A 17,870-nucleotide genomic window follows, 5' to 3' on the forward strand; every position below is an offset into this window, starting at 1 on the left:
TTTATATACTAATAATCGCGTCTACTTTCTACGGTATACGTAAAACTCTCAGCACGATAATATCCAAGATTGTATTCAATAGGCCTTCCTGATTGATCAAAGACAAATCTCTTCCTTGACAAAATAGGTGCACCAATAGCTATTTCAAGCTTGTCGGCGATAAATTTATTAGCTGCCATCGCATCCAGTTCTTCCTGAGACAGATCGGCTACAATATGAAAATCGGCTTCTAATATTTCATAAAGCGGACGTTTAAAATCTTCATCTCCTGTCAAACCAATACGCGGATGGAAGTAAGAGATAAAATAAACAAACGGATCGTCTTTTTTACCTCGCAAACGTTCTAATTTAAGTAACTTCAAATCTTCTGGTACATCAAAAAATTGTGAAACTGCTTTATCAGGAATTTCCCAACTAACATGAAGTTCAAAATTTTTCACCTCGAGACCCCGATTTTTCATCTCTTGCGAGAAACTTAACCAATTTTTAGACTTTGAACTAAATTTAGCACTTGCTACCTTGGTACCTATCCCCTTCTTTCTGATCAACAGCTCTTCGTAAACCAACTTATTGATTGCCAGCCGTAATGTTGAACGTGAAATTGCCAAGCGCTTAGCCAGTTCAATTTCATTTGGCAATAATTTCCCATCAATATATTCCGGTTGCTTGATCAATTCACGCAACAAATTCTCGGCCTGTATATGTAATGGTATCGGACTTTTATGGTCTATTTTAAGATTCATCATATTTATTACTTAGGCTAAAGTAAGATTTTTTGCATTATTAAAAAAATAAATATATGTTTGTATGTATATACATACTAATTATAAAACCTTAATATGAATAAATTTTTCATCCTTATTCTATGTATCGTGTCGCTAGGGGGGCTACTTTTCGGATTTGATATGGCCGTTATAGCAGGAGCATTACCTTTAGTAAAGCAATTTTTTGGATTAACACCAAATCAAGAGGGCATATTTGTCAGTTCAGCTTTAATTGGCTGTATAGTGGGCGTGATTTTTACAGGTAGCTTTAGCGATAAGTACGGCCGCAAGCCTGCGCTTATCGTTGCATCTATTCTCTTTTTAGTATCAGCAATAGGCTGTGGACTAAGCACGAGCTATATGATGCTTATTCTTTTTCGTGGACTTGGTGGCATCGGTGTCGGCATTGCTTCTATCGTTGTTCCGCTATACATTGCAGAGATATCCCCAAGTCAATTTCGAGGCCGGGCAGTGACTTCATATCAACTGGCAATCACTTTTGGTATTCTGATCGCTTATATTAGTAATTATCTGATTATTCAACATCTTCCTTCACAAACTCATGGACAGTGGCGGACTATGTTCTTAGTTGGTGCAATACCTGCAATATTACTTTCTATTGGAGCATACTTTGTTCCAGAAAGCCCACGTTGGTTACTAAAAGTTGGAAGAAATGCTGAGGTAGCTGAAATAAGTGCTAAACTTAATCTCCAAAATTTACAAGATAGCCCACCTGAAACAAAAGGAAAACTAAAAGACCTTTTTTCTCCGGTTTACAGAAAAGCATTCTTACTGGGTTTACTCCTACCGCTATTCTCACAACTTAGTGGTATTAACGCCATTGTTTACTATGGTCCGACGATTCTTCTGGATTCGGGCATTTCGATGAGCAATTCCTATCATGCGCAATTGTTCTTTGGTCTTGCAAACGTACTTTTCACATGCTTTGCAATATGGAAAGTGGATAACTGGGGACGAAGACCTCTATATGTATTTGGAACATTGGGGGCTACCCTCAGCTTAATTGTGACCGGGTTTCTATTTGCAACAAATCAAGAGATTAACAATACGGCTTTAATCATTTCGATACTTTCATTTATGTTTTTCTTTGCCTTTTCTATTGGTCCTTTAAAATTTGTAGTTGCTTCAGAGATTTTCCCAAATTCGATCCGAGCGCGCGCCATGGGTATCAGTATCTTGGTTATGTGGATTTCAGATGCCATTATCGGTCAATTGACCCCATCATCCTAGATGCTTGGGGAGCTCGCTACACCTTTTGGCTATTTGCATTCTTCTGCGCTATTGCTTTTATAACCGTACTCCTATTTTTACCTGAAACTAAGGGTAAACCCTTGGAAGAAATAGAGAAATATTGGAAAGATAAAGCCCGTAAATAAGTTAGCTATACATTCAACAGATTTCAATAAAATAATTAAATATGCATACCACTAAAGACTCAGCAATAGGCCAGTACAATATTATGCCCGCTTTCCCTGCTACAGGTGAAATCTCAAGCTCATTTCAAAAATTAGTTCGTGTACTGCACGACAATAATATACGTATCATCGATGGTTTTGTTGGTGTAGATTGGAAATTTGTCATTGGAGAGATTTCAAAAGAATTTAAAAATTACGATATTAAACCACGTTTCATCGCTATTGATGAAGCACTTTTATCAGAAGAGATTATTAATAATCAGGTAGCACCTTATCTTGGTGGTAATGATCCCTTATTTGGAAAAAAATCCCCTCTTCCATTATCTTCTTATTTTAACGCTGAAAAATCAGCGAAATTCCATGATATGCTCGTAAATAACCAAGAGTATATCATCTTTTACGGACCTGGAGCAGCTCTTTTAGATAATGAAGCTTCTATCATGTATGTTGATTTGCCAAAAAGTGTTCTAATTCAGCGCATGAGAGCTGGAAAAGCATGGAACTTAGGATGCAGCAATTCAAAAGATCCAAAACAGATTTACAAACGATATTATTTTGTGGATTGGCAAGCGTTAAATAGCCACAAAAATTCAATTCTATCTCGGATAGAAATCATGGCAGATCAGCAATCTGACAACACATTACCTTGGATAAAGGGATCTGATTTAAGACAGACCTTGCATCAAATGTCTGTCAATTATTTTAGAGTAAAACCTACATTTGAATCTGGTGTTTGGGGTGGACAATGGATGAAAGATCATCTAACAGGGATAGATCAAAGTGCAAAAAACTACGCCTGGTCCTTCGAGATGATTGTTCCGGAAAATGGCTTGTCATTAAAATTTAATGATCTACTTCTGGAAATTTCATTTGATCAATTGATGTTCACTGAAAGCAAAAATGTCCTAGGCTTGGCTGAACCAAGATTTGGTGTAGATTTCCCAATTAGATTTAATTTCTTAGATACCTTTGATGGAGGAAATTTATCAATACAGTGTCACCCTAGCCCGAAGTATGCAAAGTCACAATTTGGAGAAAACTTTACCCAAGATGAAACCTATTACATTGTAGACAGAAAAGGAGATGCACAGGTATATCTAGGTTTTCAAGATGATATCAATAAAGATGAATTTCAAAGTGCTTTAGAACATAGTTTTAAAACCGGAGAAGCCATTGAGGTAGATCAATATATTCAAAAATTTGAATCTAAAAAGCATGAGTTATACTTGATACCGCATGGTACAGTGCATTCATCTGGTATCGATAATTTAGTTTTAGAAATTAGTGCGACTCCATACAATTTCACCTTTAAAATGTATGATTGGGTAAGACCGGATTTGGATGGCAAACCACGTCCTTTAAATATCGACCGTGCTTTTGACAATCTTAATTTTGAAAGAAAAGGACAAGTGGTCAACGATACCTTAATTGCGAAACCTGTTTTCCACAAAATTGATAATCAAGCAACTAAAGTTCATTTAGCTACACATGAAGATCATTTTTATGATGTCGTACGCTATGACTTTGACCAAGAGGTAACGATTGAAACAAAAAATCAGTGTCATATTCTGATGCTTGTTGAAGGGGAGGCTGTGGAATTAACAACTTCAAATGGTATGAGGGAAGTTTTTAATTATGTTGAGACATTTGCCATTCCAGCTGCAACAGGATCATATACACTTCGTAACCTTGGAAAACAGCCGGCAAAAGTGATCCAGTCATACGTTAAAGATTCAAAATGCAACCAATTTTAAACTAAACATTTAAAAATATGAAATACTTATTTTTTGCAATAGCTTCCTCTGCCCTTTTATTTTCCTGCAATCCAAGCGGAAGCAAAGGAACACAAAACAGTTGGCAGGCCGACATGAAAAAAGACAGTAGTTTTCAACTAGTCAAAGATATGGCAACCAATACCATAAAATCCGGTTTCAATGCTGGAGATGGATATGGAGAGGTATGGATCAGAGATTACAATACCTTTATCAATTTAGCTACACAAGTGCATCCTCATGAGCAAATCAAAGATCAATTGCTTATATTTCTGAAACTACAGGGGCCTGATGGGAATATTGCAGATGGCTTTGTTAAAAAAGCGAGCTTAAAAAATGGCACATCTGACTACTATACGATAACAAATGTATTAGCTCCAGATTATGCCGGGCATAAAAATACAGTAGAAACAGATCAGGAAACTTCTTTGATTCAGGCTGTTTACAAATATGTGAACGCATCACAGGATACATCTTTCTTATCGGCCAAGGTGGGTAATAGTATCGTTAAAGACAAAATGGAAAATGCCCTCCAATTCTTAATGAATGAACGATACAATAAAACTTATGGTTTACTTTGGGGTGCAACCACGGTTGATTGGGGTGATGTACAACCTGAACATGATTGGGGTGTCCATTTAGATGAAAATTCTCATATTGCATTAGACATTTATGATAATGCAATGTTTCTAATTGCATTGGATAACTATATAAAACTTGTTCCTGAAAAAGCATCCCAGTGGAAACCCATTCGCGATGAAATCGCTGCCAATACAATGAAGCATCTTTGGGATGAGAAAAATCAAAAATTTATCCCCCATATTTACATCAACGGATCACCATTTTCTTCAGATTTCGATGAGAATCAGATCTACTATCATGGTGGTACTGCTATTGCTATCGAAGCCAATTTACTGAGTAAGGAGCAAATAAAAACAGCCTTAGATAAGATGGTCAAAAATGTGAAAGATTCCGGTGCCGCTACAATCGGCTTGACGATCTATCCGACTTACCCTGCAGGTTCATTCAAAAATAAAGGTATGTATCCATATGGATATCAAAACGGTGGGGATTGGACCTGGTTTGGTGGCCGTATGATACAACAGTTGGTGAAAAATGGTTACGAAAAGGAGGCATATGAACAAATGAAACCGATGTTGGATCGCGTAATAAAAAATAAAGGCTTTTATGAGTGGTACACAAAGGATAATAAACCTGAAGGATCAGGTACCTTTAGAGGTGAAGCTGGCGTATTGTTTGATGCGATTTCACTATTAGAAAAATCACAGGGCTAATGATTTTTAGGAACTAAAACAGTCATAGATCCTACGAGCAGAAAAATTACTTCTTAAAGTAACGCAATATGATTTAAAAGAGGTGTAATCAAAATGGTTACACCTCTTTTGCCTTTTTCAGATTAAATAAGGTCTTTTATTTAATATCAAATTTTAATTCGAGCACGTTTGCACCTTTAAATTTGTTTGCATAGCCTGGATCAAGTAAATCGACGCGTTCAATCGTAGCTTTTACTCCAGGCTCTATTTTACGCAAGGAATAAATTAATTTTTTAGTTTTTCCCTTATTTTCAGAGCCCAACGTAAAAAATGCCTTTAGGCCTGTCATCTCATATTTACCATTAACTTTAGTTCCATCAGCATAATCCGTTTCGCGTGGTTGAAAAATAGCACCTCCATTTGTCTCCGTATTTGCATTTGCGATTAATTTATCTCCTATTAAAAATGCCTTGTATTCGCCGGCTGTTGCCTGATTCTTTACAAAATTATCTTGAATTTCTATTCCTTTTTCATCGTAAACTTTTAAATCTATTTTGTAGGCGAGCTCAGCATCTAAATTAATCGCACCCTTTGTTAGAGAGTTTCCTGATGCATCAAAGTTTACAGTAATCACGGCACCCTCTTTCGCGGTAGTAACACCGTGAAAATGGTCCCCATGACCTGCTCCCTTGGTTTCCAAAAGCTCAGTAAACTGGAGAGATGCCCTTACTTCTTCACCTGCAACAGGGACATGCTCATCTTTCTTACAAGAGCTGACTCCAATTAATAACCCTACTAACGCCAATAATACTACAGCAATACGTTTGATAAATTTCATTTTCATGATTAGATTTTGATTTAAGTAAAACAATTCAAAGTCGCCATATACGCAACTATGTTGCAAATATAATAATTAAAACCTCACATGCAACTATGTTGCTTTAATAGTAGTTTATATTTTATAAATCTTTATTAAAATAAAGCCATAATAGAAATCAATAAGTGTTTCATAATATCATAATAGCCATTCCGCATCCAACTCAATCTGCAGGATGGTTTATAAAAATCATCACAAATAAGTAAAAGCACTTTATTGTTTCCCATATAAAAAACAATTATATTTAGGTTATATTTTAACCTCATATAATGTCGTATGGAAGACATGATACTTTACAATCGGTTACAGTTTGCTTTCACCATTACCTTTCATTACCTGTTTCCGCAATTAACGATGGGCCTCTCCCTGATGATCGTTTACTTCAAATGGAAATTCTTACGTACCAAAATTGAGGATTACAATCATGCTGCAAAATTCTGGATGAAAATATTCGCTTTGAACTTTACAATGGGTGTCGTCACGGGTATTCCAATGGAATTTCAATTTGGTACAAACTGGGCAAAATTTTCCGAATTAACGGGTGGTATTATCGGACAAACATTAGCCATGGAGGGTATGTTCTCCTTTTTTCTAGAATCGTCCTTTCTTGGGATGTTTCTTTTTGGAGAAAAGTTACTTGGACACAAACTCCATTTCCTCTCTGGATTAATGGTATTTATCGGTTCTTGGGCGAGCGGTTTTCTCATCATTGCAACCCATTCCTGGATGCAGTATCCAGTAGGATATGAAATATTAGAAAATGGAAAATTTGTATTAAATAATTTTACAGCGCTTTTTAATAATCCATGGCTATGGCCTTCCTATTTACATAATCAGGCAGGTTCTCTGATTACGAGCTCATTCTTTGTAGCGTCCATAGGTGCTTTTTACTTATTGAGTAATAAACACAGCAAATTTGGAAAAATGTTCGTTAAAACTGGTGTCATTTTCGGTGTTATATCCTCTATTATAGTTGCTTTTCCAACAGGTGATATGGCTGCTAAGAATGTTGTCAAATATCAACCGGTCACCTTTGCGGCTATGGAAGGTATTTTTAAGACCGAAAAAGGGGGATCAGAAATCGTACTTATTGGTCAGCCAGATATGCAAAATAAAAAATTAGATAACAAAATTGCTGTTCCAAATGTCCTTAGCTTTCTTACCTATCAACGTTGGGATGCAGAGATTAAGGGTTTGAATGAATTTGACGAATCCATACATCCTACCAATGTACCTGGACTGTATTATGGTTATCATATCATGGCGGGCTAGGTACCATTTTTATTGCAATAATGGTAGCGGCCACGTTTTTACTTTGGAAAAACAAATTATTTCAGACAAAATGGTTGCTTTGGATCATCATGTTTATGATTCCTTTCCCCTACATCGCTAATACTGCCGGATGGTATACAGCTGAACTAGGAAGACAACCCTGGCTTGTGTACAACCTGATGCGCATGGTAGATGGCGTTTCTCCAACCGTTTCTTCTGGCAATGCCCTATTTACCTTACTAGGGTTTGTTGGACTATATATTTTATTAGGATTATTATTTTTAATGCTTGTGTTAAAAATAATAAGAAAAGGTCCTGAGCCTCAAATCTCCTTAACGTAATTGATCATGGAAATATTTTGGTTTATTGTATTAATGGTCATGCTGGTAATCTATGTTATTCTAGATGGTTATGACTTTGGAGCAGGAATTGTTCATCTCTTTTTTGCAAAGACAGAAGAAGAAAGAAAAGCAGTAACAAATTCTATCGGACCTTTTTGGGATGCTAATGAGGTATGGCTCATCGCTTCGGGTGGGGTCTTATTTTTTGCCTTCCCAACTTTATATGCGTCTGCTTTCAGCGGCTTCTATTTACCCTTGATGCTTGTTCTCTGGTTGCTTATCTTTCGAGCAATAAGTTTAGAATTAAGAGGCCAGGTACATAACAGCATGTGGGAAGCATTGTGGGACAAGGCTTTTGGTTTAGCGAGTCTCCTGCTTGCTTTATTCTTTGGAGCAGCTTTAGGTAATGTTGTCCGGGGAGTAAATCTTGGTATGGTTGAAAATGGTGTCTCTACACAGGAACCACATTATTTCTTTCTGGCACTTTGGAACCCAACATTTGATCCACTGGCAGAACATCAAGGTATTATTGACTGGTTCACCATACTATTAGGCCTAGTCGCAGTTGTTACACTGACTATCCACGGCGCTAACTGGATTATATTAAAAACTTCTAGCTCTTTAAGCCAGCGATTAAAAGAGGTCATATTTAAGCTCAACTTTGTCTTATTATTTTTAGTAATCTTATCCGCTTTTGTGTGGCACTACGTGAAACCAATTTCACTACATAATTTTGGAACTTATTATTGGCTTTGGATTTTCCCGATCATTTCTTCTATCGGACTAGTTGGGCAGTTTCAAATTAAAAAATTCAAAAAAGACTTATCAGGATTTATATTTTCATCCCTATTTATCTTCGGAAGTTTTGGCTCTACTATAGCATCTATGTTTCCAATCTTACTTCCATCGACAAATACTGTAAACCCATCTTTAACGGTGCAAAACGTAGCCACACACGAATATGGATTATCTGTTGGACTGGGCTGGTTTTCTATCGCCGCTGTATTGGTTATTGTTTATTTCATTATCCAATTTAAAGTGTTTAAAGGTAAACTGGATGATGTTGGTTATGGAGATCATTAGAAGATCTTCACAACTAAGGATTTTTTAAATTTCTGTAAAAATAGTCTGTCTGTAGTTGTTTGTATATTCCTTTGGGTTACATCCTATGATCTGTTTAAAAACGCGATTAAAATTAGTTATACTATTAAAACCACTGCTAAAAGCAATAAACGACACACTGTCTAAGTGATCTCCATTTAATTTATGGCAGACTTCTTTTATGCGGATGCGATTTAAATAAGATACAAAAGTAATTCCGCAATGTTTTTTAAAGTACCGACAGAAGGCCTGCGGAGTTAAATTGGCATGGTTAGCGACATCTTCCAATGTAAGTTCTTTTTTATAATTTTCTTTTATGTAATTGCAAACTAAAGTCATTCGACTTACATTTCCGTTGGATTGGATAGCTGATTCAATTCTTTCAGCACAAAGTGGAACTGTTTCTTTAGAAATTGAAGCTAATGAGCGTAACAAATAAAAGAACTGCATTAATTTATCCAGCTCATCAGCACTCTTTAATTGTACTACTCTTTCAGAAATTTGATTAAAATAAGCCTCTGGCACTTTAAATCCACATGAATTACGGTTAATAAAATGATTCAGGGATTCAAACTCACCTAATGAAAACAAGGACTTCAACTTACCGTGCGGATCAAAGAAAATAGAAATTGATCTTGATTCATTGAATAAGCCATCTTGAGACATCGATTTAAATACATGAGGTTGATTGGCTCCCAAAAAAATATATCATTTTCTTTAAAAGGGTGCAAAGTATCTTCGACAACCAAAACGCCCTCACCCTTTTTAATCCACATTAATTGTGCTTCTTGATGACTGTGCAAATGCGGATAAAATGAATCCATTACATCTTCTTGTATCGTTAAACTTTGTCCTTGTGTTGTCGGCACATTAAATTGGAGAGTTTTCATAGCATGTTTAGAATTAAACTTTACAAAAATTTATTATTTGGTTGATCTAAATATAACAACTAGATTTTAATAAAGAAAAATATGATGTAAACATTAACCAATAGTACTTTACATTCATGGCTATTTTTGAAATTCAAAAAATCCTTTTTTTACAAAAGAATAATAGACCAACACAAACTAGTATTGATCAATTCTTCAATAATTTATTTCCAACCAGTAACCATCAATCCTAAATAACTACACTGTGGGGTACAAATAACCATTATGATATTTTGCAGCCAAATACTCATTCGCTTCTTTATCTGAGAACTGACGTTTGTCTTTATTCCAGTACAATTTTTTCCCCGTTCTGTATGCAATATTCCCCATTTGAGATAAAACGGCAATATGCGCGCCGGCCTCAACAGGGGCTTTCAGAATACTTTGATTACGAGTAAGAATTGCTTCCACAAAGTTGTCCATATGCCTTTCCAAACCATTATCTTTTGATTTTTGAAATGGCACCGCAGCCATTCGATCCCTTTCTGGCAATACTTCCCAACCCTGCCTATTAAGCACCAAAGTACCATTATTTCCGATAAAAGCCACACCATGACCTTTGTTATAAGGTCCACCATCAATACCTATTGCATGTTCCCACTGCACATTAAACCCATCAAACTCATATAAAGTTGTCAAGGTATCTGGTGTCTCCTCAACATCATCAGGATAAGCAAATTTTCCTCCCGCAGCCATAATCGAACGTGGATCCGAAACTTTCATACCGATAAGCACAAAATCCAGCATATGAACACCCCAATCTGTCATCAGACCGCCTGCATAATCCCAAAACCAACGGAAATTAAAATGAAAACGATTTGCATTGAACGGTCTCTTGGTTGCAGGTCCTAACCATCTATCATAATGCACTCCTGCCGGAATTGCTGAATCCGGGACAATTGGAACATCCTTCTTCCAACCTAAGTAGGCCCATACTTTAACCATTCTTACCTTACCGAGACTACCAGCATGTAGAAATTTCATAGCATCCTCAAAATGCTGTTGACTTCGTTGCCACTGCCCTACTTGAACAATAGCATTATACTTTTGAGCGGCGGCTACCATAAGCTCGCATTCTTTGATCGAATTGCCAATCGGCTTTTCTACATAGACATGTTTCCCCGCCGTAACGGCATCCACCATCATCAAACAATGCCAATGATCAGGAGTTCCTATAATCACAGCATCAACATTATTATCTGCTAATAATTGCTTATAATCAATATATGTCTTAACGTTTATATCACGCTTTTTCAATTCTGAAACACGGCTATTTAGAACATTTTCATCTACATCGCAAAGTGCAGTGCATACTACATTTGTATTTTTTAATATTGCGGTCAAATTGGACCATCCCATCCCATTTACGCCGATTACACCAATGCGTATTTTTTTAGAATCTGCCAACACCTTTGCTCCTTTAAAAAATAATGCAGATGCCGCTAATAATGTAGAGGTTTTAATAAATTTTTGTCTATTCATCATAATGTAGGCGTTGATTGCCATAACAAAAGTTTACCTATAAAGAGCCTAAAAAATTAAAATGAATAATTTAACATTAAAGGATCAGGATATGATAAATCAATTGATTTCAGGTTTATATTTAGTTTACTCTTCCTAAGATATAAAAATAAAAGGAGACACAAACAGACTAAGCGAGAGCCCTTTTATAAATTTCCGACATATTTCCAGCAACTTTTCTATATAAAAGACTCTTAATCTACCTCTGAGCAAATACTATATTATTTTTCAACAAAAAAAGCCGTGCTTAGTGGCACGGCTTTAACTGCGTTATATATTAAATAAGTTACATTAAAATCTATCAATATATTTAAAAACGGTAACTTGCTCCTAGTGCAATAATGCCTTTAAAACCATAACCGGCTTCAAGAAAACCACCCCAATCTTTACCAATTCGCAAACCCAATGGATTTACCTGAAACGCAAAGATTTTATCATTGGTAGTGGTCTTTTCATGATCTGTTCTATCACTACCGTTAGCCAATATTGCTCCAGAAGCAACTGTACCATAAAAATCAATAATTCCTCGTTTCACATAAGAATATTTAGCAGTAGGTAGTACCATATAGAAATTACTCTTCCTATAGGTAATCTCATTTGTACTTTTATTTTTCATATCTGAAGAAGCATTAGCATAGCTTAGATCGGCTCCTATCGAAAATCGATTACTCAGCGCATAGCGATATCCCGCCGACAGCATACCAAATGCTTTTTCATTTGAACTTTCGCTTCCCGATATTGCACTTACAAAAGCATTTGTAAATACATCTGCTATCACCAGCGGTGTAGCATCACTATAATCTATTCTTACTTCGTGCCTCCTGTTCTCTTGAGCTTGAGTATGAAAAGCAACTCCCATTATTGCGACGATCACTATAAAAATTGATTTTTTCATTGGAATTTTATTCTATTTGATTGTATTAAATATAGAACAAATATAGAAGTACTACTACTCTTATATTTGTAAAAATTCATTATATTATCGGAAAAATCAATGAATCCTTTTACTTATTATTCTTAAAATGTTTAAAAATTGATATAATATCCGACCTATCGAAAATTCTCTAAAATGTAAATTAACAAGCCACATTAATTTCAAAAAAATATGCATATAAAAAGAGCGCTAAAGCAGGGATCTTGCTTTAGCGCTCTCAAATTTTAATTAAAATAGGTTATTCTACCACATACCAAGTATATCCATTTGCTGGTATTTTAACCGTCAATTCTACTGTATAATCACGGTTCAATTGGTAAGATATTAAATTACCTTCTTGTTCTCTAATTTTTGCTGCTGTGGACAATCCGGTATAATAAAGTGGTATTTGAATTTTACGCACGATTTCTTTATCTGTAGGGTTATAAAATAATGCAAAAGCTTTCTCTTTTTCATCAGGATTCACGTGCATCATTCCGTCCCAGTCCCGAGCATCAGGTTTACGTAAATGGATGATATCACTGTTCAATATATTGCGATAACGCTTATACCATTTAATCACATCGACAACCATTTCTTTCGTTTTTGGTGTATCGTAAAGACGAGGCCCTCGGTAACATGCTTGCACACCTGCGCCATAATTTTGGATCATATGCATCTTATATTCATGAAGGTGGTTATTCAATGGCTCTAAAGTCGCATCTTTTCCTCCTCCCTGATATTCTACCAAGGGCACAAAACTCCATAAAGAAGAGGGAATTCTATCCCATGTACAATCATAATTTAACTGACGTGCATGCATGAGCTGACGATCGCGAGGTAAAGACCAATTAGCCTCTCTGTAGCCAATTCCCACTTTATTAGATCCGTTCAAAAAGTAAAAATCGGGTACATTCATATATATTCCTTGGGAAGACATCCAGTGATAAAGTTCAGTAACCTTATGAAATTGTTTCCATTGTGAATCTGCTAAACCCTCGTGATGTGCATGGGTAGTCGAAGCACAGAAATCTCCTGGATAAGAACCATCATGCTCGAAACACTTCATTCCTGTCTTTTCAAAAAAGTATTTTATTTTCTCAAAATATTCATACCCCCAATCACTAGCAAGACATGGGGAACTTCCAAAGCGCATACCTCCACGTTTACCTGTCTCGGGATTAATCACATCGACCTCATCACTGATCCATCTGCTGGCTAAAAGGGAATAACATCCCATATCAATGCCTTTACGACGTGCATAATCAACAAAACCCTTGAATTTCGCGATGTTTGCATCGGAGATATCTTCCGCATTTAACCCCGAACCAAAGCTAAGTATAATCATCTCATAACCTGTCGAATCGCACTGATCTATGGCTCTATGTACCACTTCTGGATCAGTGGATGTTAAATGCATAAAGATAGGATTCTCGCTAGTCCATGGCGCTATAGTCCGATACATCTTACGCGTAAACAATCCTTTACGCTCCCGATCATCACTATCAAATGGCATTTCATAAACAGTGAATGATTGGAAAGTACCTTTACTTTCTAAGCTGTAATCCGGACCAAGCTTAGGTGATACATCCAATACACAAGGGGTCTCCAGGAGATAATTACGTTGCGAGGTGTAAGCAGGATCTGTCACCCATTTTTCTGTAATATCGGTTGTTTTCTCAGTAAAAGCCCCTCCTGCGGCGAAATCACTCTCAACATGAATATTGGGTAATCTAAAAACTGAAGGATCACCATCTCCGGGTGACTCAGGTTCTGAGAATGCCAAATATTCCAATTGAAAGAAGTCAATATTGATTGGTAATGTAGATTCATTAAGCACTTCCATTCTTTTACTAATTACCGGAATATGATCATAGATGCTAAAAAAAGCTTCACTTTCACATCCTTCAACTCTCGTTCACCACGAAGGGTAAATACAAGTTGCTGACCTGATACCGGTTCTTTATTAAGTGCCCAGCGATTGCGGCCCATTTGATTCGTTCTTCCAGTGGTTTTATTTCGAAATCTTCTACCATAAACGATTCCGGTAATGTTGTCATTTTATCTAACCACTCACTCTTAAGATATCCCCTTTCTTCTTGACCATTTAAACCACCGATATTCCATTTTTTACCGTCAATCTGTATCGTTCCCTCACTACTTACTGCCCTGATCAAGCTTTCCCCTAACATACGGTTCGTAATATCTACCGTCGCCAAATTAGGGAAAATCCGAAAAGTTCGTGACACCATCGCATTTGCTATTATGATATTTTTACCATCTGCCGAAGTGTAAATTCCAGCTTTAGATTTCTGGGGAGTAATTAACCAATCAAATGCAGTTTTGTCTGATGACAATTCTTTCATTCGTGGCAATGCTTTGATTTTCGCAGCAAGTTGCTTACTGATTCCTGCATCCATAGTGGAACCCGAGCCCACTGTTCCAACCTCAACGAGTTGAGGTTTTACAGTTTTATAATCAATCTTTGGTGCAATCCAAACGGCGTGATCACCACTAGGTCCATCATCAGTTGTTTCGGCTACAAGTTCAAGATACATTATGTCTTTTAAAGAAACGTCAATCTGTTGCGGTCGGTCTCCGCCTTTAATTACTGAACTTGTAAAAATAGGTTTACCATCACCTTTCAAAATAAATTTTACGGAACCTTTTTCTAAGACAGGTTTACTCTTTGTAACACCGACAAACTGCTTTTGTCCTTCCTTTTGAACGAAATGCAATTTGGTCCCGTCCACTAATGGTATAATGGTCAAAGAATTATCCTTAACATCGATCTTAGATTCAGCTATTCCTACTTGAGCAACGAAACGCGTTGCATTTTTGTCAAGCTTAATCTTGATCATACTTTTCGCTTGCACTCCAAGCACATCAGCATAAACTGTCCCATTAATCGTTACTGGTTCACCCGTAACCGATTTTCCCTTTTGCACAGTACCATACTCCTGCCAAGCATGAGATAAATCCATATCTTGCAACTTGACAGATTCTTGCGCAAACATAGATTGCCCTATTAAAAGCCCAGCACTGATCAATAATGTAGTTTTCAACATATTTTAAGATTTCTCTTTTTTAAGGTCAGTGAAAAATACATTTGATCACTGCCCTTGTAAATAATATTAGGTTACAAATTTAATTTCTAATCAATAAAATTAAAGTTCCATTGTCCCCTCCCATTCTTGGCAATATTTACCAAGTGTTCCTTATTTACTAAATTGAATAGAGGTGACATTAGTTTAAGATTATAATGGTTTATAAATGCTAAACTTAGATAATTTTGATTACATCCGCAATAAAATAGCACTGATTATAATCTTTAAAGCTATATATCGGTATTTATTCACGAATCTTAAAGATATGTCGACTTGTTTATCAATCCAAAACTTTCATTATTCATATTTATGATCTGAAATCAACTTTCTTTATAATATTTACATTATTTTTGCTAGTTACATTGATCTATTCTTATTATTTATGAATTTAATTTACAAGGGTAAAACCAAAGATGTCTACAGTCTAGAACAAAATCAAGTACTATTGAAATTTAAAGACGACGTAACTGGTGAAAATGGTGTATTTGATCCTGGAGCAAATACTGTTGGGCTAACCATTGATGGTGCTGGAAAGTCAGGACTTAAAATGACCCAGTTCTTCTTCGACCGTTTAGCTGAACAGGGTATTGCAACACATTATTTATCCGCTAATTTAGATGAGGTTAGTATGGTGGTTAAAGAAGCGACTCCATTTGGGAAAGGATTGGAAGTCATTTGTAGATACCGTGCTGTAGGCAGTTTCTTGAGAAGATACGCTGCTTATTGCCAAGAAGGTGATGCGCTAGATGCTTTTGTGGAAGTAACGATTAAAGATGACGAAAGAGGCGATCCTACAATTTCGGATGATGCTTTGGAATTATTAGGTATTTTATCAAAAGCAGATTATCAAGAATTAAAATCTTTAACAAAAAAAATCTGTGGAATTATAAAAACAGAATTGGCAAAGAAAGATTTAGAACTTTACGATATCAAATTGGAATTCGGAAGAGATAAAGCTACGGGAGATCTATTATTAATCGACGAGATTTCAGGTGGAAATATGCGCGTATACAAAAATGGAAGCTATATTGCCCCTTTAGATTTAGAAAAAGACTTTTTAGGAGCTTAATAGCCTACAGTCAATACTATAAGGGCTACCATTATCTCAGGTAGCCCTTTATTATTAGCCGTTAATTCCAACCGCCGCCAAGGGCTCGATACAATTGAACCACAGCATACAATTTTTGACTTTGATCTGCTATATTTTTCAATTCTGCACGTAACAGATTTTGCTCTGCTGTTAGTACATCGGTATAATTGATGTTCTGGTGGTTCAGGAACAATTCTTTATTAAATGCAACGGCCTGCGTTAATGCTTCAAGTTGTTTTTTGCGGGATTTCATTTTTTTGATTGCCGTATCATATTCAAAAAGCGCATTAGAAACTTCCTGGCTGGCTACCAATAGAGATTTCTCGAATTGATACAACGCCTGTTGCTGTCTTGCTTGAGCAGTTGACAGCCTTGCTTTATTGACACCTTTATTGAAAATAGGCTGTGCAATCCCCCCTGCTATAGAACCAAATAAACTAGCACTCGAAAACCACTGATTCCAACCAAGATTTGAAAAACCTCCAGCAGCTGTTATGGATAATGCAGGATAGAAATATGTACGTGCTATATTCGTTTCCTCAAATGCCGATCTAAAATTAAATTCTGCCATTTGAACATCAGGCCGGTGCGCGAGCAATTGTGCGGGAATTCCAGGATTTAAATCATAATTCACCTGTTGTTGCATTAGAGACTGTCTGAGGATGGCACCAGGATGTCGTCCTACTAAAAAACTAAGCCTATTTTCAGTTTCTTTAATCTTTTGCTCAATATCCGGCACATCTAGTTCTGCTTCATAATAGTTTGCTTTACTCTGTACTACCGCTACACCATTAAGCATTGCATTTTCAAAAAGTTCCGCTATTGCGGCCGCATCTTCAGCACGGTTCTCAGCAGTTTTTTTAATTATCATCAACTGTTGATCCAAAGCCAATAATTCGTAATAATCCGCAGCTATATTTGCAATTAACTGTGTTTGTACTGCACGCTTTGCTGCATCAGTCGCTAAAAGCTGTGACAATGCAACTCGTTTAGCACTTCCAAGTTTACCCCAGATATCAATTTCCCAATCCGCATATAATCGCATATCATATTGGGTATTATTACGCGGATAACCAAAACTCTGAAAAGCGGGCATCTGTTGTGTATTGGCAGAGATACTAGCTTCTAAAGAAGGCAAAAATGCTGCTGTTCGCAATCGCACATTTACCTGTGCCTCTGTAATCCGTTCGACTGCAATTTTGATCTCTATATTTGCCTGTAAACCCTCTGTGATCAATTGTTGCAACATAGTATCTGTAAAGATATCAGACCATTTCACTTTAGCTATATTGGTCGTATCATGAGCTATATTCTTCACATAACCTGAATCAAGAGCACTATAAGTAGGTGACCGAAAGCTGTCTTTTACCTTATTTTCCGGTGCATTATAGGGACGGGTTACTTGACAAGAACTCCAGGCCAAAAGTCCCAGTATTGACATGAATGCCATTCCATAGGATTTTTTTTCAATTG

The 17,870-nt window shown here is 36.5% G+C and carries 14 protein-coding genes and 1 pseudogene; 7 read left to right on the top strand and 8 right to left on the bottom strand.

Annotation, left to right across the window (positions count from 1 at the left end; genetic code table 11):
- Positions 1 to 8: 8 nt before the first annotated feature.
- Positions 9 to 746, bottom strand: coding sequence for a GntR family transcriptional regulator (locus L950_RS06280; protein WP_231576925.1), 738 nt, complete (start codon positions 744 to 746; stop codon positions 9 to 11).
- 159 nt (positions 747 to 905) lie between these two features.
- Here L950_RS06280 and L950_RS06285 point away from each other — a divergent pair.
- The 3 genes and pseudogenes from L950_RS06285 to L950_RS06295 all read left to right on the top strand — a co-directional run bounded on the left by L950_RS06285 (position 906) and on the right by L950_RS06295 (position 5,267).
- Positions 906 to 2,161, top strand: a pseudogene (locus L950_RS06285) (sugar porter family MFS transporter).
- Between the two features lie 41 nt (positions 2,162 to 2,202).
- Complete coding sequence (locus L950_RS06290; protein ID WP_021192400.1) at positions 2,203 to 3,954, top strand: class I mannose-6-phosphate isomerase; 1,752 nt, start codon at positions 2,203 to 2,205, stop codon at positions 3,952 to 3,954.
- A 17-nt stretch (positions 3,955 to 3,971) separates the two neighbouring features.
- Positions 3,972 to 5,267: an amylo-alpha-1,6-glucosidase gene (locus L950_RS06295; RefSeq protein ID WP_021192401.1), complete on the top strand. Its 1,296-nt coding sequence runs from the start codon at positions 3,972 to 3,974 to the stop codon at positions 5,265 to 5,267.
- Positions 5,268 to 5,403: 136 nt separating this feature from the next.
- Here L950_RS06295 and L950_RS06300 read toward each other — a convergent pair whose 3' ends face one another.
- Positions 5,404 to 6,090, bottom strand: coding sequence for a hypothetical protein (locus L950_RS06300; protein WP_021192402.1), 687 nt, complete (start codon positions 6,088 to 6,090; stop codon positions 5,404 to 5,406).
- Positions 6,091 to 6,408: 318 nt separating this feature from the next.
- Here L950_RS06300 and L950_RS06305 point away from each other — a divergent pair, with 318 nt between their 5' ends.
- From L950_RS06305 to cydB, 3 genes are read left to right on the top strand one after another with little or no spacing between them, the layout of a single operon-like run.
- Entirely contained in the window at positions 6,409 to 7,395 is a 987-nt protein-coding gene (locus L950_RS06305) for a cytochrome ubiquinol oxidase subunit I (protein ID WP_197086274.1), read from the top strand.
- Positions 7,396 to 7,415: 20 nt separating this feature from the next.
- Positions 7,416 to 7,736: a cytochrome ubiquinol oxidase subunit I gene (locus L950_RS35075; RefSeq protein WP_197086283.1), complete on the top strand. Its 321-nt coding sequence runs from the start codon at positions 7,416 to 7,418 to the stop codon at positions 7,734 to 7,736.
- A 6-nt stretch (positions 7,737 to 7,742) separates the two neighbouring features.
- Entirely contained in the window at positions 7,743 to 8,819 is a 1,077-nt protein-coding gene (gene cydB, locus L950_RS06310; protein ID WP_021192403.1) for a cytochrome d ubiquinol oxidase subunit II, read from the top strand.
- A gap of 24 nt (positions 8,820 to 8,843) precedes the next feature.
- On the opposite strand, the gene L950_RS06315 is transcribed toward cydB, so the two are convergent.
- The 5 genes from L950_RS06315 to L950_RS29585 form a co-directional block, all read right to left on the bottom strand.
- Positions 8,844 to 9,536 (bottom strand): helix-turn-helix domain-containing protein, encoded by a 693-nt coding sequence (locus L950_RS06315; protein ID WP_084825389.1) that lies wholly within the window; start codon positions 9,534 to 9,536, stop codon positions 8,844 to 8,846.
- A gap of 428 nt (positions 9,537 to 9,964) precedes the next feature.
- Complete coding sequence (locus L950_RS06320) at positions 9,965 to 11,251, bottom strand: Gfo/Idh/MocA family protein (protein WP_031289858.1); 1,287 nt, start codon at positions 11,249 to 11,251, stop codon at positions 9,965 to 9,967.
- 346 nt (positions 11,252 to 11,597) lie between these two features.
- Entirely contained in the window at positions 11,598 to 12,182 is a 585-nt protein-coding gene (locus tag L950_RS06325; protein ID WP_031289860.1) for an outer membrane beta-barrel protein, read from the bottom strand.
- 277 nt (positions 12,183 to 12,459) lie between these two features.
- Positions 12,460 to 14,046 (bottom strand): alpha-galactosidase, encoded by a 1,587-nt coding sequence (locus tag L950_RS29580; RefSeq protein ID WP_197086275.1) that lies wholly within the window; start codon positions 14,044 to 14,046, stop codon positions 12,460 to 12,462.
- A 61-nt stretch (positions 14,047 to 14,107) separates the two neighbouring features.
- Positions 14,108 to 15,268 carry an NPCBM/NEW2 domain-containing protein gene (locus L950_RS29585; protein ID WP_197086276.1) on the bottom strand — a complete coding sequence of 387 codons (1,161 nt, stop codon included), beginning with the start codon at positions 15,266 to 15,268 and terminating at the stop codon, positions 14,108 to 14,110.
- A gap of 421 nt (positions 15,269 to 15,689) precedes the next feature.
- On the opposite strand from L950_RS29585, the gene L950_RS06335 reads away from it, so the two are divergent.
- A complete protein-coding gene (locus L950_RS06335) occupies positions 15,690 to 16,376 on the top strand; it encodes a phosphoribosylaminoimidazolesuccinocarboxamide synthase (RefSeq protein WP_021192406.1) in 687 nt (228 codons plus the stop codon).
- A 61-nt stretch (positions 16,377 to 16,437) separates the two neighbouring features.
- Here the strand turns inward: L950_RS06335 and L950_RS06340 are convergent, their stop codons facing one another.
- Complete coding sequence (locus L950_RS06340; protein ID WP_021192407.1) at positions 16,438 to 17,847, bottom strand: efflux transporter outer membrane subunit; 1,410 nt, start codon at positions 17,845 to 17,847, stop codon at positions 16,438 to 16,440.
- Between the last annotated feature and the right edge of the window lie 23 nt (positions 17,848 to 17,870).

The organism is Sphingobacterium sp. IITKGP-BTPF85, assembly GCF_001006065.1.
Taxonomy (GTDB): Bacteria; Bacteroidota; Bacteroidia; order Sphingobacteriales; family Sphingobacteriaceae; genus Sphingobacterium; species Sphingobacterium anhuiense.